This is a genomic window from Candidatus Mycobacterium wuenschmannii, assembly GCF_030252325.1.
GTDB lineage: Bacteria > Actinomycetota > Actinomycetes > Mycobacteriales > Mycobacteriaceae > Mycobacterium > Mycobacterium wuenschmannii.
This window is the reverse complement of sequence record NZ_CP126981.1, coordinates 4,354,871-4,374,906: the sequence shown is the minus strand read 5'-3', so window position 1 is coordinate 4,374,906 and position 20,036 is coordinate 4,354,871. Positions and strand designations below refer to the sequence as shown.

The following is a 20,036-nucleotide window of genomic DNA, read 5'->3' as shown; positions in this document are numbered from 1 at the left end:
CCGCGCGCGCGATCTACAGGGAGCAGCCGACCAGCACCGGCTCGGGCACCAGTGTGACGCCAAACACGTCGCGAACCCCGTCGCGCACGCGTCGGGCCAGCGCCAGCACGTCGTCCGAGCCGGCCGTGCCGCGGTTGGTCAGCGCCAGCGCGTGCTTGGTGGACAGCCGGCACGGGGCGTCGTCGCCCGGGTGACCCTTGCCGAAGCCGGCATGCTCGACCAGCCAGCCCGCGGCCAGCTTGACGCCGTCGGGAGCCGGGTAGTTCGGCACCGGACGATCGGACCGGTCGGCCAGCGCCTGGTAAAACTGCTGTGTGACAACGGGATTGGTGAAGAACGATCCGACACTCCAGGTGTCGTGGTCGGCCTCGTCGAGCACCATGCCCTTGCCGGCCCGCAGCCCGAGCACGGCCTCGCGGACCGCGGCCGGGTCCGCCCGCTCACCGGTTTCGGCATCGAGGGCCGTCACGAGTTCGCCGTACCGCAACGGCGCGCTGCGACCGGAGCCGTCCAGCGCGAACTCCACCTCCAGCACGGTCGCCGCGTCGGAATGCTTGAGCACACTGGTCCGATATCCGAAGCCGAGTTCGCTCGCCGGCGCCCAGCGCACCTCCCCGCTGCAGCGATCCAGCAACCGGACGCGGGTGATCGTGTCGGCCACCTCGACCCCGTAGGCGCCGACGTTCTGCACCGGGGTGGCGCCCGCGGAGCCGGGAATCCCGGACAGGCACTCCAGGCCGCCCAGCCCGGCGTCGATCGCCGCGACCACTACGTCGTCCCACACCGCACCGGCCTCGGCGCGCAGCAGGTTGCCATCCACGCGAATAGCATTGTGCGCCAACCGGACAACGGTCAGGTCGACCAGCGCATCGGAGAGCACCACATTCGAGCCGCCGGCCAGAACCAGCAGCGGCGCCGTCCCGTCGGCGTCGAGATGGCGCAGCGTCGCGACCACCTGGTCGGTGCTGGCGCAGGTGACCACGCGGGACGCGACGGGACCGACCCGCAGCGTCGTCAACGGCGCCAGCGGCACGTTCTCGTCGACGCGTGCGCCCGCGAAAACCGTTCCCAGGTCACCGGGTTTCATGACTCTTGACGGTAGCCTGACCTGCTATGCCGCGATCGTTCGACATGTCCACCGACTACGTGGAATCGGTCGAAGCGGTGCTGGGGGCGTTCGGCGACGAGCAGTACTGGCTTGCCCGGCTGGACGATTCGGGTGCCGACGATTCGACGCTGGATTCGATGGAGGTCGGTGACGGCGTCATCGATGTGGTCACTACCCAGGCGCTGCGGGCGGACCGGATGCCGGCCGTCGTCACCCAATTCCACCGCGGCGACCTCTACATCCGCCGCGAGGAGCGCTGGGATTCCGTCGTCGACGGGTCGGCGACGGCGACGGTCACCGGCTCGATCCTCGACTCGCCCGCATCGCTGACCGGGACCGCCGTGCTGGAGCCGCTCGACGACGGCGGCTCGAGGCTGACGTTCCGTGCCACCGTCGAGGTGAAGATCCCGCTGGTCGGCGGCAAGCTGGAGAACTTTATCGGCAGCCAACTGATGGAGCTGCTCATCCGCGAGCAGCGCTTCACCACCGGGTGGATCGGCGACGGGGCCTAGGACCGCTCGGCGGCCTTCACGGCACCACCGAGCAGGTCACCGATCACCTTCTTGAGCACCGGAGCCAACAGCCAACTCACGCCGGGGATCTTCGGCGTCGACCGCAGATGCCACTCGACCTCGGTGCCGGTGCCGGCCTCCCGCAGGGACACGGTGCCGACGTGGTCGCGGACCGGGGCGCCGGAGAGCATCTTGTACGCGTAGCGGGTCGGCCGCTCGTACTCGATGATCTCCTCGACGATGGCCGGTCCGACGGCCTCGATGCGGCGGACGGCGCCGACCCCGTTGGGCGCGGGGACGCCCTCGCGGTCCAGCGTGCTGCGTCGGGCCATCGAGACGTCGGCAATGGCTCGGTGGTTTGTGAGGGAGTCGAACACCTTCTCGATCGGTGCCGTCGTCGTCTGCCTCAGCGTGAACTCGATCATGGGAGGGATTCTGACACGGCCTCGCCGAACGTCGACTTGTCGGGGAACCGGACCCTCTTTTCGCCCAACAACTCGACGCTCGCACAACCTCTAGGCTGGCGGTCATGCGCATCGCGGTGGCCCAGATCCTCAGCGGCACCGACCCGGGCGACAACCTGCAGATCGTGCGGGACTACACCGGGCGGGCCGCCGAGGCGGGCGCGTCGCTGGTGGTATTCCCGGAGGCGACGATGTGCCGGTTCGGGGTCCCGCTGGCGCCGATCGCCGAGCCGGTCGACGGGCCGTGGGCCGACGGCGTGCGCCGCATCGCCGCCGACGCCGGCATCACCGTGGTGGCCGGCATGTTCACCCCGGCCGACGACGGCCGCGTCCACAACACCCTGCTCGCCACCGGTCCGGGCGTCGACGCGCACTACGACAAGATCCACCTCTACGACGCCTTCGGCTTTACCGAGTCGACCACCGTCGCGCCGGGCGACCGCCCGGTCGCGATCACCGTCGACGGCGTCCAGGTCGGCCTGACGACCTGCTATGACCTCCGCTTTCCCGAGCTGTTCACCACGCTGGCCGACCGCGGCGCCGAGCTGATCGTGGTGAGCGCGTCGTGGGCGGCCGGCCCGGGGAAACTCGAGCAGTGGACGTTGCTGGCCCGGGCCCGCGCGCTGGATTCCACCAGCTACGTCGTCGCAGCCGGGCAGGCCGATCCCGGCGAGCCGCTGGCGTCCAGCGCGCCGACCGGCGTCGGCGGCAGCCTGGTCGTCTCGCCGTTCGGCGCGGTGGTGGCCTCGGCCGACGGCGATCCGCAGCTGCTGGTCAGCGACGTCGACCTCGAGCAGGTGAGCAAGGCCCGCGAGACAATCGCCGTGCTGCGCAACTACACAGCGCTAGCTCATGGTGATAAGGCAGAATCGCGCGGATGACGAATCCGCAGGGACCCGAGGACCCGCCGTCGATGTGGTCGCGCCCCGGCGAGCAGAATTCGCCCACCCAGCCGGGACCGCAGGCCGACTACGACTACCAGCCGCCGACCCCGCCGACGTATCCGCCGCCGGTCCAGGACTATCCGACTACCGCGCAGGAGCCGGTCGAGCCTGCTAAACCCAAGCGCCGCTTGCGCTTTCGCGGCGATCCGGTGTCGATCATCCTCATTCTGGTCATCGTGGCCGCGCTCGGCATCGCCGGCCTGGTCGGCGGCGAGATGTACGCCCGCCACCGCGCGAACAGCGTCGTCGCCTCGGCGACCCAGTGCGTGATCCAGGACGGCGCGACCGCGTCGTTCGGGTCGAGTCCGTTCCTGCTGCAACACCTGCAAGGCCATTACAAGGACATCACCATCCACACCGCGGGTAACAACATCCGCAACGCCAAGGGCATGAAGGCCGACATCGAGATCGACGACGTCGACCTGCACGGCAACGCCGACTCCAAGGGCACCATCGGCAAGCTGGACGCGGCCATCACCTGGACGTCCGAAGGCATCCAACAGACCATCCAGAACTCCGTGCCGTTCATCGGTGGACTGGTCGACAGCGTCACGACCGACCCCGGCGCCGGCACCATTCAGCTCACCGGAGCGATGGGCCTCGGCGGCGTCACGGTCAAGCCGCAGGTCGCCGACGGCAAGCTGACGCTGCAGGTCTACAAGGTCAGCGCGCTCGGCGTGATGATCCCGCACGAGACAGCGCAGACGGCGCTGAACACCTTCACCGCGGCACTGCTCAAGCAGTACCCGCTGGGCATCAAGGCGGACAGCGTGTCGGTCACCAACGATGGTGTGGCAGCACACTTCTCGACCCAAAACGCCTCGATCCCCCCCGGCGGGGAAGACCCCTGCTTCGCTCATGTCTAACCCGCAGGGCCCGCCGCCCAACGAGCCACCCGACCGCGGGCGTCCGCCCCGCCCGGCCGGGCCGCCCAACCGCGGCTTCCCGCCGCGCCGCCGGCCCTTGCCGCCCTCGGAGTCGCCGACCCGCCACATCCCCCAGCCGGGCCGTCCCCCACAGCCGTCCGCCCGCGACGTGCCGCGCCCGCAGCAACCCGGGCGCCCGCCCGGCCGTCCCCCACAGCAACCGGCCCCGCCGCCGAACCGGCCGCCGGAGCAGCCCGCGCAACAGGGACCGCCGCCCAACCCGCGGGCCCAGCAGCCAGGCCCTCCGCCGCCGCCGCACGAGAACCTGACCACCCGGATCTCCATCCCGACGCCTCCCCCACCGGCCTTCGAGGCGACCGAGGACAAGACTGGACGCCGGTTCTTCGCCAACAAGACGTCGCTGCTGTTGATCCTGCTCATCGTTGGGCTGGTGGTGCTCGCGGTCCCGATCGGCGGCGAGCTGTACGCCCGCCATGCCGCGAGTACGAAGGTCGCGAACGCCGTGCAGTGCGAGGTGCAGGACAGCGCGGATGTCTCGTTCTCGCCGGCCCCGCCGGTGTTGTGGCAGTACCTCACCAAGACCTACAGCGACATCTCCGTGCAGACCGGCGGCAATCAGGTGCGCAAGGCCAAGGGCATGAAGGTCAGCTTCGACGTCCGCGACATCAAGCTGAACGACACCAGCAATTCGCGTGGCACCATCGGGTCGATCAACGGAACGGTCACCTGGTCGGCCGACGGCATCAAGCAGTCGATCCAGGACGCCGTGCCGGTGCTCGGGGCATTCGTCACCAGCGGCGTCACCACCAACACCAGCGACGGGACGATCCAGCTCAAAGGCCTGCTCAACAGCGCCACCCTCAAGCCGCAGATCGTCAACAACGGGCTGTCGCTGCAGGTGGTCAACGTGTCGGCGTTGGGCGCGAAAATCTCTTCGGAGACCGCCCAGAAGTACATCGACGACCTGATGGCCAAGGCCACCCGCAACTACCCGCTGGGACTACACGCCGACAGCATCAAGGTCACCGACAGCGGGGTGGAGGCGGCGTTCTCCAGCACCAACGCGACGATCCCGGCCGGCAACAACGACGACCCCTGCCTGGCCGATCTCTAGCCCGCCCAGCGACGATGCAGAGCGCGTAGCGCGATGAGGAGGAGCTGGGCAATTCAGCCCAGCTCGTCGAGCACCGCGCGGGTTCCGGACAGCCCAAGCCGGGTCGCGCCAGCGTCGAGCATCGCCAAAGCTGTTTCGGCCGTGCGGATTCCACCGCTGGCTTTGACCCCCAGCCGGCCACCGACAGTGTCGGCCATCAACGCGATGGCGGCCACCGAAGCGCCGCCGGCCGGATGGAAACCCGTTGAAGTCTTGACGAAGTCGGCGCCGGCATCCTCGGCGGCGCGGCACACGGTGACCAATGCGGAATCGTCGGCGAGCGTCAGCAGCGCGGCCGATTCGACGATGACCTTCAGCACGATGCCTGGGATCACGGCCCGCACCGCCGCAATGTCGGCGCGCACCGCTTCGAAGTCACCGGCGATCGCGGCGCCGACGTCGATCACCATGTCGACCTCGACCGCTCCCGCCGCGACGGCCAGCGCCGATTCGCGCGCCTTGAGCTCGGAAAGATGCTTGCCGGAAGGGAATCCGGCCACCGCGACGACCGGAACACCGGCGTGGGTGGCGTGCGCGACCATCGACGGCGAGACGCAGACGGCGTAGGCGCCGAGCGCGGCGGCCTCGGCGGCGACCGCAGCCACGTCAGCCGCGCTGGCCTCCGGCTTGAGCAAGGTGTGGTCGACCAGCGCGGCGACCTGTTCGCGGGTCCACGTCATCAGAACGGCTCACCAGCGCCGCCGGGATTGCAACCTGCGGCCACCATCGCTGCGTCGTCGACGACCGGGCGCCACGGCTCCAGATTCCAGCTGGTCTTGCCGGGTTCGGCCGTCTCGGCGAAATCCCAGTGACATTGGAACTGGGAGCGCATGCCGGGGGTGTCGGCCCGCGGCGCGAGCGCAAGCACCTCGGCCCACGCCTCATCGGCTTCGGGGCTCGGTGAGCCGAGCCGCTTGGAGGCCGCCCGACCCGATGCCGTCGGATAGACCCGAAGGCTGGAAAGCCCACTCACAGTGGACCATTGCGCCCACGCGACGTGGTCGACGAACGGCGGCGCGAACGGCATCGCGCTGGGACCGGGATCGGCGGTCGCCGGTGCGGCGGCGAGAATCGCGCCGAGCACCGCGAGGATCAGAACCCGCATCGCACTATCGCGACTTACCTTGAATCTCAAGAAGTTTCGGACGGACGTCGACCATGTAAACCCCCGCCGCACAGGCACCGATCGTCGCACCCAGCGCATCGAGCATCATGGTCAACGGCACCGCGGCACCCAGGATCAGCAGCCACACGGGCTTGGTCATCTTGTCGGCGGCGGTGTACGCATCCGGCCGCTGCATCGCCGCGTGCACGAAGGCGTAGAGCGCCGACATCGCCACGGCCACCTGAAAGATCAAAACGACATTGCTCACAAGCTCCACGCTGTAAGCGTAAGCGGGCGTCGCCAGAAACGTCGACTCCGAGTCACCCAAGCGGGCGACTCGGAGTCGAGTGGTAGAGCGGAACTACTTCTGGGTGACCTTCTTGGCCGGAGCCTTCTTGGCCGGGGCCTTCTTGGCGGGCGCCTTCTTGGCCGGAGCCTTCTTGGCGACAGCCTTCTGCGCCTTCTTGGCGGCGGCCTCGGTCTTCTTCGGCAGCTCGATGCCGACCAGCTTGGCGGCGCGCTCGCCGACCGCGCGGGTCTGCGACGCCACGGTGCCCAGCGCCTCCTGGGTCAGCTCGACAGCCTGGTCGATGCGACCCTGGGCGTTCGCCGACACCTCGTCCACACCGGACTGGCTGCGCAGGCGCTCCAGAGCGGCCTCGCCACGCTCGACCAGCTCGTTGTAGCGCGAGGTCGCGGCCTCGACGTAGCCCTCGGCGGCGCTACGCAGCTCGTCGGCGGTGAAGCGGTCGCGCAGGTCGCGCAGCTGCTCGGGCAGGTCCTCCTGCAGCTTGGTCAGGCGAGCGCGGCTCTCCTCGACCCGGCTGCGGGTGTCGGTGCGGGTCTCCTCGGCGCGGTCGCGCAGCTCGGCAAGCAGGTCGTTGACGGTGGCCAGGGCCAGGTCAGCGGCACCCAGCGCAGCAAGCAGCGGGGCCTTCAGGTCGTCGATGTTGGGGTTGTTCTCAGCCATGGTGTTTCCTCTCGTCGTTCTCGTTGTGCGTCAGGGGGATTGCGTCTGGTATCCGGGTTTATGCAGGGGGTGTCTCCTCCCGGGCAGCCTCGTTTTGCTGCACGAAGGACGTGTAGATGTCCAGCAGGACCTGCTTCTGCCCTTCGGTGATCGTCGCGTCGGCAACGATGGCGTCGCGAACCTCGCTCGTCGGGCCGGGTTCGAGCATTCCGGCCTGGACGTAAAGCACCTCGGCGGAGACCCGCAATGCTTTGGCGAGTTGATTGAGCACGCCTGCCGAAGGTTTGCGCAATCCACGCTCGATCTGACTGAGGTATGGATTGCTGACGCCGGCCTTCTCTGCCAGCTGTCGCACCGAGACCTGGGCCGCTTCACGCTGCGCTTTGATGAAGCTACCGATGTCCGACGCAGCGGTCGTCACCACAGCAGCAAGGTTTTCTTCCTGCGGCACTGTGACTCCTCGCGTCAGCTGGTCGGTGCGAACGCGGCCCACGGTAGCTAACGAGTGCTAGCTTTTGCAAGCACTGTTAGCAGGGCTCAGAACAGCAGCTGCGCGATGGCGTAGATGACGAGCCCGGCCAGCGAGCCCACCACGGTGCCGTTGATCCGGATGAACTGCAGGTCACGGCCCACATGCAGCTCGATACGACGACTGGCCTCTTCGGCGTCCCAGCGCTCGATGGTCTCGGTAATAATCGCTGTGATCTCGACCCCATACTGGGCGACCAAATGCTCGGCCCCCCGCACGATCCAGTTATCGACCTTGTCGCGCAATTCCGCGTCATCGCGTAGCGATTCGCCGATTCGCACCACCGCGTCGGCAATGCGCGTCCGCAACGCGCTGGAGGGATCGTCGACGCCCTCGATCACCAATCTCTTGAGGGTCTTCCACGCCGTCGCGGCGGCGTTGGTCACCTCCTCGCGCGACATCAGCTGTTCCTTGACGGCCTCCGCCCGGGCGATGGTCGCGTCGTCGTTCTGCAGGTCGTCGGCGAACTCGAATAGAAACCGCGTCGCCGAGCGGCGCAGTTCGTGTTCGGGGTTGCGGCGCACCTTGTCGGTGAAGTCCATCAGCTCGCGGTGGATCCGGTCGCCGACCAGATGGTCGATGAAGCGCGGCGACCAGGTCGGCGAATCCCGCTCGATCACCCGCTGGATCACCTCGCCGGCGTTCAGCGACCACTGGAACGCGCGGTCGGCGAGCAGCTGGATCAGCGCTTCCTGCCGGTTCTCCGCCAGCAGCGTCGACAGCACTCGCCCGACCGGCGGACCCCACTGCGGCTCGGCGATGCGCCGCACGATCATCCGGTCGATAACGAGTTGCACGTCGTCGTCGCGCAGCAGTTCGACCAGCACCCGCAGCACGGTCGCCGACTCGGCCGCGACGCGCTCGGCATGCTCCTGCTCGGACAGCCACTTGCCCAGCCGGCTCGGGATCTGCGCATCGCGGATCTTGGTTCCGACGACCTCTGGCGACAGGAAGTTCTCCCGCACGAACGTGCCGAGACCCTCGCCGAGCTGGTCCTTCTTGCGCTTGATGATCGCGGTGTGCGGGATCGGGATGCCCAGCGGGTGCTTGAACAGCGCGGTCACCGCGAACCAGTCCGCCAGCGCGCCGACCATGCCGGCCTCTCCGGCCGCGCCCAGGTAACCGATCCAGGCGGGCGCGCCACCGCCGGCCTGCGCCCATCGGCAGCCGAGGAAGATCGCGGTGGCGCCGACGAGGAAACTCAGCGCCACGACCTTCATCCGGCGCAGCGCGCGATGCCGCTCCGCGTCGGCTTGCGGGTCGGCACCGGCGAACGATTCGGCGAACGATGCCGACCGGGTCGGATCGCCCGACGGCAGCGGAGCCAGGTCCGCGCGCGCCCGGTGTTTGGGTCCCGACGCGGGTTTCCCGTTCAGTCCGACAGCCACCTCACCATCATCCGCTATTGACGTCGCTGTTCGGTGACGATGTGAGTCGATTTCATCGCGGTAACTGTTACCGACTCTGCACACCCGCGCCGTCGTAACAGGTCCAGACGAGAAATCGCCGGAGATAAGCCTTACTATGTAAAAGATCGAGTGGATAGGACCCGGCAACAGTGGCACAGCAGGTTGCGGCCGGAGCGGTAAAAACCGATGGCCGGAAGCGGCGATGGCACCAACACAAGGTTGAGCGCCGCAACGAATTGATCGACGGGACGATCGAGGCGATCCGTCGGCGCGGCCAGTACGTCAGCATGGACGAGATCGCCGGCGAGATCGGCGTCTCCAAGACCGTGCTCTACCGCTACTTCGTCGACAAGAACGACCTGACGACCGCGGTGATGATGCGGTTCACCCAAACCACGCTGATCCCGAACATGGCACAGGCGCTGTCGTCGAACCTGGACGGCTTCGACCTGACCCGCGAGATCATCCACGTCTACGTCGAGACGGTGGCCTCCGAGCCCGAGCCGTACCGCTTCGTGATGGCCAACAACTCGGCCGGCAAGAACAAGGTCGTCGCCGACTCCGAGCGGATCATCGCCCGGATGCTCGCGGTCATGCTGCGCCGGCGGATGCGCGCCGCGGGTATGGACATCGGCGGCGTCGAACCGTGGGCGTACCACATCGTCGGCGGCGTGCAGCTGGCCACGCACTCGTGGCTACTGGATCCGCGGATGAGCTCCGACGAGCTGATCGACTACCTGACGATGCTGAGCTGGAGCGCACTGTGCGGCATCGTCGAAGTCGCCGGCTCGTTGGACAAGTTCCGCGGCCAGCCGCATCCCTCGCCGATTGTGCCGCCGCTGCAGGAGTAGCGGACTACGTTGCGGAGATGACCAGTAACGCAACGACGCGCTCTCGGTTCAGCTCCTGGGCCTACGCCCTGCGCACCACCAATCCCCCACCGGACGGGCCGGTCGACTTCGTCACCCGCTGGCTGGTGGTCACCCGCGCCGCGGTGCTGCCGATGACGTTGTTCGCCGGGCTGGTCGCGGCCCTGCTCGCGGTGAGTCAGCCCGGATTGGATTGGCGCTGGCTGACTTTGGCGATCGTCGGAATCCTGTTGGCGCACACCGCGAACAACTTGATGAACGACCTGTACGACACCCAGACCGGGCTCGACAGCGACACCTATCCGCGCGCGCTCTACGCCCCGCACCCGGTGCTGTCGGGCTTGGTCAGCCGTCGCACCCTGCTGGTGGCGATCGGCGCGGTGAACCTGGCCGACCTGGCGATCCTGATCGTGCTGACCTGGGCGCGGGGCTGGCCGGTGGTGGCCTTCGCGCTGTCCGGGTTCGTGCTCAGCTTCGCCTACACCGCGCCACCGCTGCGTCTGAAGAAGCGCGGCCTCGGCGAACCCGACGTGTTCGTGGTGTGGGGCCCGCTGATGGTCTGCGGCACCTACTACTCGGCGGTCGGTCACGTCGGCTGGCCGGTGCTGCTGGCGTCGCTGCCCTACGGCCTGCTCTGCACGACAGTGCTGATGGGCAAGCACACCGACAAGATCCCCTACGACGAGCCGCTCGGGATCCGCACGCTGCCGGTGCTGCTCGGCGACCGGCGGGCCCGCACCCTGACGCTCGGCATGATGGTCGGGTTCTACCTGTTGGTGGTCGCGGCCGTGGCGGTCCAGGCGATGCCCTGGCCGGCACTGCTGGTGGCGCTGGCGCTGCCGCGACTGGTCCGGGTCTGGCCGTACTTCCGTCGACCCCCGCCGGACGAGCCGCCGGCCAACTTCCCGGTCTGGCCGCTGTGGTACGCGGCGCTGGCCTGGCTACACGTCCGCCAAGCCGGCGCGCTGCTGGTCGCCGGGTTGGCGATCGGAGCGTTGGTACCGGGGCTTCCGGGTCGTTAGCTCTTCACCAGAGTGAATTGACCGACCTCAGATACGTTGCGCTGGAAGAAATCTGAGCAACCGATCAGGTAGCGCATGTACCGGTCGTAGACCTCCTCGGAGGTCGCCGCGATGGCCTGCTCGCGGGACGCTTCCAGTTTGGTGGTCCAGGTGTCGAGCGTGCGCACGTAGTGCGGCGTCATCTTCTGTAGGCGCTCGACCTTGAAGCCCGCGTTGGCGGAGTAGTCGAACACGTCCTCGTCGCAGGGCACCGCGCCACCGGGGAAGATCTCCGCGGCGATGAAGCGCATGAAGCGCAGGTCGCTCATCGTGATCGGAATGCCCATCTCCGGCCAGCGCTTGAGCGGGTGCCCCATGATCGTCTGCAACACCATCCGGCCGTCGTCGGGCATGATGCGGTAGCACAGATCGAAGAACGCCTTGTAGCGCGACTTCGGGAACGCCTCGAAGGCCTCGATGCTGACGATCCGGTCGACGGGCTCGTCGAACTCTTCCCAGCCGCGCAGCAGCACCCGGCGCGATCGGTCGGAGTCCACCGCGTCGAGAATCTGCTGCCCCAGCGCGTGCTGGTTCTTGCTCAGCGTGAGCCCCACGACGTTCACGTCGTACTTCTCGACGGCTCGCTTCATCATCGCGGCCCAGCCGCAACCCACGTCCAGCAGCGTCATCCCGGGCTTCAGACCGAGCTTGCCGAGCGACAGGTCGAGCTTCGCGTACTGCGCCTCTTCGAGCGACATGTCGTCGCGCTCGTAGTAGGCGCAGCTGTAGGTCCGGGTCGGATCCTGAAACAGGCCGAAGAACTCGTTGGAGGTGTCGTAATGGGCTTGGACGTCTTCATACGCCGGCACCAAATTCGACGAGTCCTCCGACCCGTTGTCCGTCATCTGGGTTTGGCCTTTCACAATGAATCGCGTTCAGGTCGTTGGGTTCTGGGGTTTCGAACGATCTGTATAACGCACTTTTCGCAACTCTGCTACGCGGGGGTTTTTTCGCAGGTGAATTGGCAGACGTCGGTATAGCCGTCGCGGAACAAGTCGGCGCAACCGGTCAAATACTTGTAGAAGCGCTCGTAGATCTCCTCAGAGGTGATCTCAATGGCCTCGTCCTTCTTCGACTCCAGGTTGCTGGCCCAGGTGTCCAGCGTGCGAGCGTAGTGCGGGCGCAGCTTCTGCTTCAGGGTCACCGTGTAGCCGGCCTTCACCGCGGCGTCCTCGACCTGTGCGGCCAATGGCAGACGGCCACCGGGATAGATCTCGTCCATGATGAATTTGATGAAGCGCACCTTCGACATCGTCAACGGCAGCTTGCGCTCTTTGATCTCTGCGTCACTCGGAATGATGATTGTGTGCAACATCATGACGCCGTCGTCCGGCATCAGGTTCAGCGTCTTTTTGAAGTAGTCGTCGTATTTGTTGAAGCCGAAGTGCTCGAATGCACCGATTGAGACCACCCGGTCGACGGGCTCGTCGAAGTCTTCCCACGGCTGCAGACGCACTTCCATGTTGCGGCTGGTGTCGATGTTCGGGAACCGGTTCTGCTCGATGTGCTGCTTCTGGTTCTCCGACAGGGTCAGGCCGATGACGTTGACGTCGTACTTCTCCACCGCCCGCTGGATGGTCGAGCCCCACCCGCAACCGATGTCCAGCAGCGTCATACCGGGCTTGAGCCCCAGCTTGCCCAGCGACAGGTCAACCTTCGCCAATTGCGCCTGCTCGAGGTTGTAGTCGTCCTTCTCGAAGTACGCACAGCTGTAGGTCTGCGACGGGTCCTGCCACAGCTTGAAGAACTCGTTGGAGATGTCGTAGTGGAACTGGACTTCCTTCTTGTCCGATCCGCGGGTCTGCGACGCAGACTTCGACAACCACTTGGACTGGGCAGTGGACGTTGAGCTGGAGGTTTCTGACACCGTGTTTGTCCTGTAATTGGTGGATTTAGTCGCGGGGGGCCATGCCGGTGACTCGACACTGGCTTGAGGTTACGCCCCACACCCCGCGGAGCAACGTTAGCCGCTGACGCAAGTCTAATGTGCGCATCATTTGCTCCCGAAAGCCAGTGCAACGTTGTAACCGCCGAACGCGAAGGAATTGCTCACCGCATACCCGTAGTCGGCCTTCCGGGGCTCCCCCGCAACGACGTCGAGGTCGATCTGCGGATCGAGATCGCGCATATTCAGCGTCGGGGGGACGACGCCGTCGCGCAGGGCCAACACGGTCAGGATCGCTTCGACCGCGCCGACCGCGCCGAACGAATGCCCCAGCGCCGCCTTCGGCGCATAGACCGCCGGCGCGTGGTTGCCCATCACCCGCGCGATCGCCCGCGCTTCGGCGAGGTCACCGTCCGCGGTGCCGTTGGCGTGCGCGTTGATGTGGCCGATGTCGCCGGGCGTGAGTCCGGCGAGTCGTATCGCCCGGTCCATCGCGTGCGCAGCTCGCTCGCCGCTGGGATCGGCGAGCACCGGCTGGTGGCCGTCCGAGGTGATACCGACGCCCATCACCCGGCCGATGATGTTGGCGTTCCGGGCTTTTGCGTGCTCTTCGGTCTCGATGATCATCAGCGCGCCGGCCTCACCGAACACAAAGCCGTCGCGGTTCTGATCGAAGGGCCGGCAGGCGCCGGCCGGGTCGTCGTTGTTGGTCGAGAGCAGACCCTGGTTGGCGAAGGCCGCGACCGGCACCGCCTCGATCTTGGTTTCGACGCCACCGCAGATCGCCATGTCGGCCTCGCCGAGGACGATGCTGCGCCAGGCCAGTGCGATCGCTTCGGCGCCGGACGCGCATGCGGACACCGGCGTGAGAATCCCGGCCTTGGCGTTGCGCTCCAGGCCGACGGCCGCGGCGGACGCGTTGATCATCGCCTTCATCACGCCGACCGGGGAGATGGCCCGCATGCCGCGCCGCCGGAAGTCATCGCTGACGTCGATGAACTCCTGGGTCGAGCCCAGCGCGGTCCCGACCGAGACCATCAGGCGCCGGGTGTCGACCTCCGGCGATCCGGCCCGCTCCCACAGCCGCCGGGCGACCTGGGTGGCGATCTTCTGCAGGAACAGGTAGCGCCGCAGCTCGATCCGGGTCAGGTAAGGGTCGAGATCTTCGCGGAGCTGCCCGCCGATGCGGACCGGCAGGTCGAACCGATCGACGAACTCGGCGTCCAACTGGCGAATGCCGCTCTGCCCGGCCAGCAACTTCGCCCAGGTGTCGTCGGCATCGGTGGCCAGCGCAGTCGTCATCTCGACCGCGGTGACGACCACATCGGGCAAACCATTCCCCGTCGTCAAAGAACTCATCGCGCTCGCTTACCCACCCGCGGTGAAACCCGAACCCGACCAGCTAGTAGGTGTAGAAACCCTGGCCGGACTTCTTGCCCAGCTGACCGGCCTCGACCATGCGCTGCAGCAACGGCGGCGGTGCGTAGTGCGCGTCCTTGAGCTCGTCGTACATCGCGTCGGCGATCAGCTTCATGGTGTCCAGGCCGATCAGGTCGGACAGCCGCAGCGGGCCCATCGGGTGCGACAGCCCGGCGACCACCGCGGTGTCGACGTCCTCGATCGACGCGACACCCGCCTCGACCATCCGGATCGCCGACAGCAGGTAGGGCACCAGCAACGCGTTGACGACGAAGCCGGACCGGTCGCCGCAGTGCACGACCTTCTTGCCGAGCACCTCGCCGGCGAAGCGCCCGACGCGCTCGAGGGCCGCGTCGGAGGTGACCAGCGTGCTGATCAGCTCGACCAGCGGCAGGACGGGCACCGGGTTGAAGAAGTGCAGACCCAGCACGCGGCTCGGATTCTTGGTTGCCGCAGCGATTTTCATGATCGGAATGCTCGAGGTGTTGGATGCGAGCACGGCGTCGGGATCGGTGACGATCTCATCCAGCTCGGCGAACAGCTTGGCCTTGACGGCCTCGTTCTCGACGATCGCCTCGATTGTCAGCTGGCGGTCGGCCAGGTCGGACAGCGTGCTGGTGTAGCGCAGCCGGTTGGTCGTCGCGTCGCGATCCTCTGCCGACAGCTTGCCTTTGCCGACGGCGCGCTCGAGTGACGACTCGATGCGAGCCTTGCCCGCAGCGGCCAGCTCGTCGGTGGGTTCGTAGACGACCACGTCGGCGCCGGCCTTGGCCGACACCTCGGCGATGCCCGCGCCCATCTGCCCGGCGCCGATAACGCCAACGCGCTCAATCGCATTGCTCACTGCAGGTTGTCCTCTCGATATGCGTCAGGCCCCGCCCAGGGTTTCCGGGCGGGGCCTGCGCTGTCAACTTCGCGGGATCAGCCGCTTAGAAGTCCTTTGCGTCGAGCGTGCACTCAGGGCGAAATATCGGTCGAAAAGTCGCCCTGGTTGCACGTTCGGCGCCAATCGGCCTAGTGAAACTGGCCCTCTTCGGTGGAGCCGGCCAGGGCGGTCGTCGACGAGGTCGGGTCCACCGTGGTGGCGATCCGGTCGAAGTAGCCGGCGCCAACCTCGCGCTGGTGCTTGGTGGCGGTGTAGCCGCGCTCCTCGGCGGCGAACTCGCGCTCCTGCAGCTCGACGTAAGCGCTCATCTGGTTGCGGGCGTAGCCGTAGGCCAGATCGAACATCGAGTAGTTCAGGGCGTGGAAGCCGGCCAGCGTGATGAACTGGAACTTGAAGCCCATCGCGCCGAGCTCCTTCTGGAACTTCGCGATCGTCGAGTCGTCCAGGTGCTGCTTCCAGTTGAACGACGGCGAGCAGTTGTAGGCCAGCAGCTGGTCCGGGAACTCGCTCTTGACGCCCTCGGCGAACTTCGCCGCCAGCTCCAGGTCCGGCGTGCCGGTCTCCATCCAGATCAGGTCGGAGTACGGCGCGTAGGCCTTGGCGCGGGCGATGCACGGCTCGATGCCGTTCTTGACCCGGTAGAAGCCCTCGGCGGTGCGCTCACCGGTGACGAACGGCTTGTCGCGGTCATCGACGTCGGAGGTGATCAGCGTGGCGGCCTCGGCGTCGGTACGGGCGATGACGACGGTCGGCACGTCGGCGACATCGGCGGCGAGACGGGCCGAGGTCAGGGTGCGGATGTGCTGCTGGGTCGGGATCAGCACCTTGCCACCCAGGTGGCCACACTTCTTCTCCGAGGCCAGCTGGTCTTCCCAGTGCGAACCGGCGACACCGGCGGCGATCATGGCCTTCTGCAGCTCGTAGACGTTCAGTGCGCCACCGAATCCGGCCTCACCGTCGGCGACGATCGGGGCCAGCCAGTTCTCCACCGAGGTGTCGCCCTCGACGGCGGCGATCTCGTCGGCGCGCAGCAGCGCGTTGTTGATGCGGCGAACGACCTGCGGCACCGAGTTGGCCGGGTACAGGCTCTGGTCGGGGTAGGTGTGTCCGGACAGGTTCGCGTCACCGGCGACCTGCCAACCGGACAGGTAGATGGCCTTCAAGCCGGCGCGGACCTGCTGCACGGCCATGTTTCCGGTCAGTGCACCCAGCGCGTTGACGAACTCCAGGTCGTGCAGCTGGCGCCACAGCACCTCGGCGCCGCGGCGGGCCAGGGTGGCCTCTTCGACGACCGAACCCTGCAGGGCCACGACGTCGGCGGGGGTGTAGGTGCGGGTGATGCCCTTCCAGCGGGGGTTGGTGTCCCAGTCCTTCTGGATCTCTTCGGTGGTCTTCGGCTGGCCAACGCTCGACATAGCGTTCTCCTCAAGGTTGTGATCTGAGGACCCGAGATTCGCAGACTTTCCAGGCTTGCTAAGGACCCCAGCATCGTTGCTGACTTGCTAAGACGAAGATGGCACAGGTCAGCAGCCCAGGTCCACCGATTTTCGTGCCAACTTTGGCTAGGGCTTGAGCGGATTTTGCAAAGGTTGCGAAGATCCCTGACGACTGAACCGGTTCAGCCGTTACCCGCCGGTAACTTAAATCCGCAGGTCAGCACGGCGGTTTGCATAACGCTCGTACGGTTAAAGCGGGACGATCGCGGCGAGCGCTTTCACCTCGTCGCCGACGGCATATGTGAGCGTTCTAACAGTGCGATCCGAGAGGCTGTCACCGAACCGGTCGGTCGACCCGGCGGGGTGGACGTGCGAGATGATCTCCAACTTGTCCCCCAGCGCCACGGGCGCGTCGTGCTCGATGGCGACCCGCAGAGGCGCCTTCAGCAGTTCCGGGAACGAGTAGAGGTAATCCTCGATGACGCTCCAGTAGACCGAATTGTTCATGTGGTCGAAGAGGTCGATGTCGGTGACGCGAACCGGAAACTCGTGGATCTCGGCGGCGTCCTCGCGTGCGCCGGCCGTGAGATAGCCCTTCCACCGCAACCGCTCGACATCGGTAGTCGTGCGCAAGGCGTCGAGGAAGTCGTCGGAGATGCGCGACGGCATCTGGGTCTCGCGGTTGATGTTGATCCAGAACGCCTCGGATTCCATCAACCCGCCCTTGCGCCCATCTATGCGGACCCGCATCTCGCACCAGCGGTTCGAGGTGCCCGAACACCAGCGCCGCATCCGCAACATGTCACCGAACTCGACTGGGCGGATCAGGTCGACGATCGTCCTGCGCACGATCCACAGCGGGTGGGTTTCTTCAAATCCCATCTCCCGCAACTGATCCTGGCCGACGTCCTGGATGTGACGGGCCGCGGCGTCGAACCGGAGCCGGCCCTCCCGGTCGATGTCGCCGACGCGCAGGGGCCATTCCCGGTCGAACACGTCGGGGTGCGGGTCGGGCACCGGCATCATCACTTTGTCCAGGCTCACGGCTTCACGATGCCAAAATTCGTGGCCGCAGCGCTAATCCTCAGTTGCTCTGCGAATGTTGCGAAGTTGCGCCTTCGCAACCCGGGTACGCTGGCCGAATGGCCAAGACCTACGTTGGCTCACGAGTCCGCCAGCTACGCAGCGAGCGGGGATTCAGCCAGGCCGCGCTGGCGCAGATGCTCGACATCTCGCCCAGCTACCTGAACCAGATCGAGCACGACGTCCGGCCGCTGACGGTCGGGGTGCTGGTGCGCATCACCGAGGTGTTCGGCGTCGATGCCACGTTCTTCGCCTCGCAGGACGACACCCGTCTGCTGGCCGAGTTACGTGAAGTCACCCTCGACCACGACCTCGGCGTCGAGGTGGATCAGTTGGAGTTGGCCGATGTCGTCACCGCGCACCCGGCCCTGGCCCGTGCCCTGGTCAACCTGCATCGGCGTTACCGGCTCACCACCACGCAGCTCGCGGCCGCCACCGAGGAGCGGTTCTCCGACGGCAGCGGCAGCGGTTCGATCGCGATGCCGCACGAGGAAGTTCGCGACTACTTCTACGAGCGGCAGAACTACCTGCACGAGCTCGACACAGCCGCCGAAGAGCTGACCGTGCGGATGCGGATGCACCGCGCCGACCTGGCCCGCGACCTGTCCGACCGGCTGACCTCGGTACACGACGTGCGCATCAAGCGAATCGAACTGGGCGACAACGTCCTTCATCGTTTCGACCCGGAAACCCGGACACTCGAGATCGGTGGACACCTGCCGTCGGGCCAGTACGCGTTCAAGCTTGCCGCGGAGTTGGCCTACCTGGAGCACGGCGACCTGATCGACCGACTGGTCGACGAGGGCAGCTTCACCAGCGACGAATCGCGCACGTTGGCCCGCCTCGGACTGGCCAACTACTTCGCCGCCGCAACGGTGTTGCCCTACCGGCAATTTCACGAGGTTGCCGAGAATTTCCGCTACGACGTCGAGCGGCTCTCGGCGTACTACGCGGTCAGCTTCGAGACCATCGCGCACCGGCTGTCCACCCTGCAGCGGCCCTCGATGCGCGGGGTCCCGCTGTCGTTCGTCCGCGTCGACCGTGCCGGCAACATGTCAAAGCGGCAGTCCGCCACGGGTTTTCACTTCTCGTCCGCGGGCGGCACCTGTCCGCTGTGGAATGTCTACGAGACCTTCGCCAACCCGGGCAAGATCCTGGTGCAGATCGCGCAAATGCCGGACGGACGCAGTTACATGTGGGTGGCCCGCACCATCGAACGCCGTGCATCCCGGTATGGTCAGCCCGGTAAGACCTTCGCGATCGGGCTGGGCTGCGAACTCCGGCACGCCCATCGGCTCGTCTACTCGGAAGGACTCGACTTGGCCGGCGATATCGCCACACCCATAGGTGCCGGCTGCCGGGTCTGCGAACGCGACACCTGCCCGCAGCGGGCGTTCCCGGCACTGGGCCGGGCCCTCGATCTCGACGAGCACCGCAGCACGGTGTCGCCCTATCTAGTGAGGCACGCATGACACGCCAAGACGTCGGCCGTATTCCGCCCGGCCGTTTCCGGCAACTCGGCCCGATCAACTGGGTGCTCGCCAAGCTCGCCGCGCGCACCGTGAACGCGCCCGAGATGCACCTGTTCACCACGATCGGTCAGCGCCGATTCCTGTTCTGGGCGTGGGCGATATACGGCGCCCGGCTGCTGCGGGGCCGGCTGCCGCAGATCGACACCGAACTGGTGATTCTGCGCGTCGCACATCTGCGCAAGTCGGAATACGAGCTGCAACACCACCGCTGGATCGGACGTCGCCGCGGCCTCGACGAGGCGAAGCAGGAGCTGATCTTCACCTGGCCCGAATCAGCGCACGACGCGGGCCTGACCGACCGACAACGCGTACTGCTCACCGCGACTGACGAATTCGTCTTGGACCGGACACTCAGCGAAGCGGCCTGGCAGCAGCTGTCGCAGCATCTCGACCGGCGTCAAATCATCGAATTCTGCTTGCTGGCAGGGCAATACGACGCGCTGGCCGCGACGATGTCAGCCCTGGAGATCCCGCTGGACAACCCGGGAAGTCACAAGTAGCTGTCGGCCAGCACCAGTACCGACAACAGCACCGGCAGCGCCGGCAACCCATAGGCGAACGCCGCGAGATTGGTGTTGTCCTGCGCCTGCACCCGTCGCGCCCACACCGTCGCAGCCAGGGCCAGAACCGCCGATAAGGCCAGCACGATCGGACCCCACAGCCCGGCGGTCGTGAAGAAGTCCCCGATCGAGATCGCGATCAGCCACAGCACGTAACCGGCGAGAACTCCGCCCAAGGCAGCCCAAATCGATTCGGCTTGGATCGCTTTGGGTTTGGGCACTGG

General features: G+C 66.7%; 23 protein-coding genes. 8 read left to right on the top strand and 15 right to left on the bottom strand.

From position 1 onward, the window contains the following. Positions 1-13: 13 nt before the first annotated feature. Positions 14-1,087, bottom strand: coding sequence for a UDP-N-acetylmuramate dehydrogenase (locus PT015_RS21065; RefSeq protein ID WP_285186993.1), 1,074 nt, complete (start codon positions 1,085-1,087; stop codon positions 14-16). A gap of 26 nt (positions 1,088-1,113) precedes the next feature. Here PT015_RS21065 and PT015_RS21060 point away from each other — a divergent pair, with 26 nt between their 5' ends. Next, on the top strand, positions 1,114-1,620 hold the full coding sequence (locus PT015_RS21060; RefSeq protein ID WP_285186992.1) for a DUF2505 domain-containing protein: 507 nt from the start codon (positions 1,114-1,116) through the stop codon (positions 1,618-1,620). On the opposite strand, the gene PT015_RS21055 is transcribed toward PT015_RS21060, so the two are convergent. Further along, positions 1,617-2,045, bottom strand: a complete 429-nt coding sequence (locus PT015_RS21055) for an SRPBCC family protein (protein ID WP_285186991.1) — start codon at positions 2,043-2,045, stop codon at positions 1,617-1,619. The two genes, PT015_RS21060 and PT015_RS21055, sit on opposite strands and share 4 nt — an antisense overlap. A 104-nt stretch (positions 2,046-2,149) precedes the next feature. Between PT015_RS21055 and PT015_RS21050 the strand changes: the two genes are divergently transcribed. The 3 genes from PT015_RS21050 to PT015_RS21040 are packed head-to-tail and all read left to right on the top strand — an operon-like array spanning position 2,150 to position 5,029. Further along, the gene (locus PT015_RS21050) at positions 2,150-2,965 is read left to right on the top strand and encodes a carbon-nitrogen hydrolase family protein (protein WP_285186990.1); all 816 of its coding nucleotides are present in this window, start codon (positions 2,150-2,152) and stop codon (positions 2,963-2,965) included. After that, on the top strand, positions 2,962-3,894 hold the full coding sequence (locus PT015_RS21045; RefSeq protein WP_285186987.1) for an LmeA family phospholipid-binding protein: 933 nt from the start codon (positions 2,962-2,964) through the stop codon (positions 3,892-3,894). The genes PT015_RS21050 and PT015_RS21045 overlap by 4 nt, the downstream gene beginning before the upstream one ends. Next, positions 3,887-5,029 (top strand): LmeA family phospholipid-binding protein, encoded by a 1,143-nt coding sequence (locus PT015_RS21040; protein ID WP_285186986.1) that lies wholly within the window; start codon positions 3,887-3,889, stop codon positions 5,027-5,029. The genes PT015_RS21045 and PT015_RS21040 overlap by 8 nt, the downstream gene beginning before the upstream one ends. Positions 5,030-5,082: 53 nt before the next feature. Here the strand turns inward: PT015_RS21040 and deoC are convergent, their stop codons facing one another. The 6 genes from deoC to PT015_RS21010 form a co-directional block, all read right to left on the bottom strand. Next, positions 5,083-5,748 (bottom strand): deoxyribose-phosphate aldolase, encoded by a 666-nt coding sequence (deoC, locus tag PT015_RS21035; protein ID WP_285186984.1) that lies wholly within the window; start codon positions 5,746-5,748, stop codon positions 5,083-5,085. Further along, on the bottom strand, positions 5,748-6,173 hold the full coding sequence (locus tag PT015_RS21030) for a DUF2599 domain-containing protein (RefSeq protein ID WP_285186983.1): 426 nt from the start codon (positions 6,171-6,173) through the stop codon (positions 5,748-5,750). The genes deoC and PT015_RS21030 overlap by 1 nt, the downstream gene beginning before the upstream one ends. A 4-nt stretch (positions 6,174-6,177) precedes the next feature. After that, on the bottom strand, positions 6,178-6,402 hold the full coding sequence (locus PT015_RS21025) for a DUF2516 family protein (RefSeq protein WP_285191218.1): 225 nt from the start codon (positions 6,400-6,402) through the stop codon (positions 6,178-6,180). Between the two features lie 132 nt (positions 6,403-6,534). Continuing rightward, positions 6,535-7,143 carry a heparin-binding hemagglutinin gene (locus PT015_RS21020; RefSeq protein WP_285186982.1) on the bottom strand — a complete coding sequence of 203 codons (609 nt, stop codon included), beginning with the start codon at positions 7,141-7,143 and terminating at the stop codon, positions 6,535-6,537. Between the two features lie 58 nt (positions 7,144-7,201). After that, positions 7,202-7,594 (bottom strand): helix-turn-helix domain-containing protein, encoded by a 393-nt coding sequence (locus PT015_RS21015; RefSeq protein WP_285186981.1) that lies wholly within the window; start codon positions 7,592-7,594, stop codon positions 7,202-7,204. Between the two features lie 86 nt (positions 7,595-7,680). After that, a complete protein-coding gene (locus PT015_RS21010) occupies positions 7,681-9,048 on the bottom strand; it encodes a DUF445 domain-containing protein (protein WP_390888045.1) in 1,368 nt (455 codons plus the stop codon). A 182-nt stretch (positions 9,049-9,230) separates the two neighbouring features. On the opposite strand from PT015_RS21010, the gene PT015_RS21005 reads away from it, so the two are divergent. Both PT015_RS21005 and PT015_RS21000 read left to right on the top strand, forming a co-directional pair. Then, on the top strand, positions 9,231-9,932 hold the full coding sequence (locus tag PT015_RS21005; RefSeq protein ID WP_285186980.1) for a TetR/AcrR family transcriptional regulator: 702 nt from the start codon (positions 9,231-9,233) through the stop codon (positions 9,930-9,932). A gap of 17 nt (positions 9,933-9,949) precedes the next feature. Beyond that, a complete protein-coding gene (locus PT015_RS21000) occupies positions 9,950-10,972 on the top strand; it encodes a prenyltransferase (protein WP_285186979.1) in 1,023 nt (340 codons plus the stop codon). Here PT015_RS21000 and PT015_RS20995 read toward each other — a convergent pair. From PT015_RS20995 to PT015_RS20970, 6 genes are all read right to left on the bottom strand, one after another. After that, positions 10,969-11,856, bottom strand: a complete 888-nt coding sequence (locus PT015_RS20995; RefSeq protein WP_285186978.1) for a cyclopropane mycolic acid synthase family methyltransferase — start codon at positions 11,854-11,856, stop codon at positions 10,969-10,971. The two genes, PT015_RS21000 and PT015_RS20995, sit on opposite strands and share 4 nt — an antisense overlap. Before the next feature lie 89 nt (positions 11,857-11,945). Further along, positions 11,946-12,878 carry a cyclopropane mycolic acid synthase family methyltransferase gene (locus tag PT015_RS20990; protein ID WP_285186977.1) on the bottom strand — a complete coding sequence of 311 codons (933 nt, stop codon included), beginning with the start codon at positions 12,876-12,878 and terminating at the stop codon, positions 11,946-11,948. A 126-nt stretch (positions 12,879-13,004) separates the two neighbouring features. Further along, the gene (locus PT015_RS20985; protein ID WP_285186976.1) at positions 13,005-14,255 is read right to left on the bottom strand and encodes a KasA/KasB family beta-ketoacyl-ACP synthase; all 1,251 of its coding nucleotides are present in this window, start codon (positions 14,253-14,255) and stop codon (positions 13,005-13,007) included. Between the two features lie 43 nt (positions 14,256-14,298). Further along, positions 14,299-15,114: a 3-hydroxybutyryl-CoA dehydrogenase gene (locus PT015_RS20980; RefSeq protein ID WP_285191216.1), complete on the bottom strand. Its 816-nt coding sequence runs from the start codon at positions 15,112-15,114 to the stop codon at positions 14,299-14,301. 215 nt (positions 15,115-15,329) lie between these two features. Continuing rightward, positions 15,330-16,616 carry an isocitrate lyase gene (gene aceA / locus PT015_RS20975; protein ID WP_285186975.1) on the bottom strand — a complete coding sequence of 429 codons (1,287 nt, stop codon included), beginning with the start codon at positions 16,614-16,616 and terminating at the stop codon, positions 15,330-15,332. A gap of 270 nt (positions 16,617-16,886) precedes the next feature. After that, positions 16,887-17,681 (bottom strand): acyl-[acyl-carrier-protein] thioesterase, encoded by a 795-nt coding sequence (locus tag PT015_RS20970; RefSeq protein WP_285186974.1) that lies wholly within the window; start codon positions 17,679-17,681, stop codon positions 16,887-16,889. Between the two features lie 98 nt (positions 17,682-17,779). Between PT015_RS20970 and ramB the strand changes: the two genes are divergently transcribed. Both ramB and PT015_RS20960 read left to right on the top strand, forming a co-directional pair. Next, a complete protein-coding gene (gene ramB / locus PT015_RS20965; protein ID WP_285186973.1) occupies positions 17,780-19,192 on the top strand; it encodes an acetate metabolism transcriptional regulator RamB in 1,413 nt (470 codons plus the stop codon). Continuing rightward, on the top strand, positions 19,189-19,752 hold the full coding sequence (locus PT015_RS20960; RefSeq protein WP_285186972.1) for a carboxymuconolactone decarboxylase family protein: 564 nt from the start codon (positions 19,189-19,191) through the stop codon (positions 19,750-19,752). The genes ramB and PT015_RS20960 overlap by 4 nt, the downstream gene beginning before the upstream one ends. On the opposite strand, the gene PT015_RS20955 is transcribed toward PT015_RS20960, so the two are convergent. Beyond that, on the bottom strand, positions 19,743-20,033 hold the full coding sequence (locus tag PT015_RS20955) for a hypothetical protein (protein WP_285186971.1): 291 nt from the start codon (positions 20,031-20,033) through the stop codon (positions 19,743-19,745). The genes PT015_RS20960 and PT015_RS20955 overlap by 10 nt on opposite strands. Between the last annotated feature and the right edge of the window lie 3 nt (positions 20,034-20,036).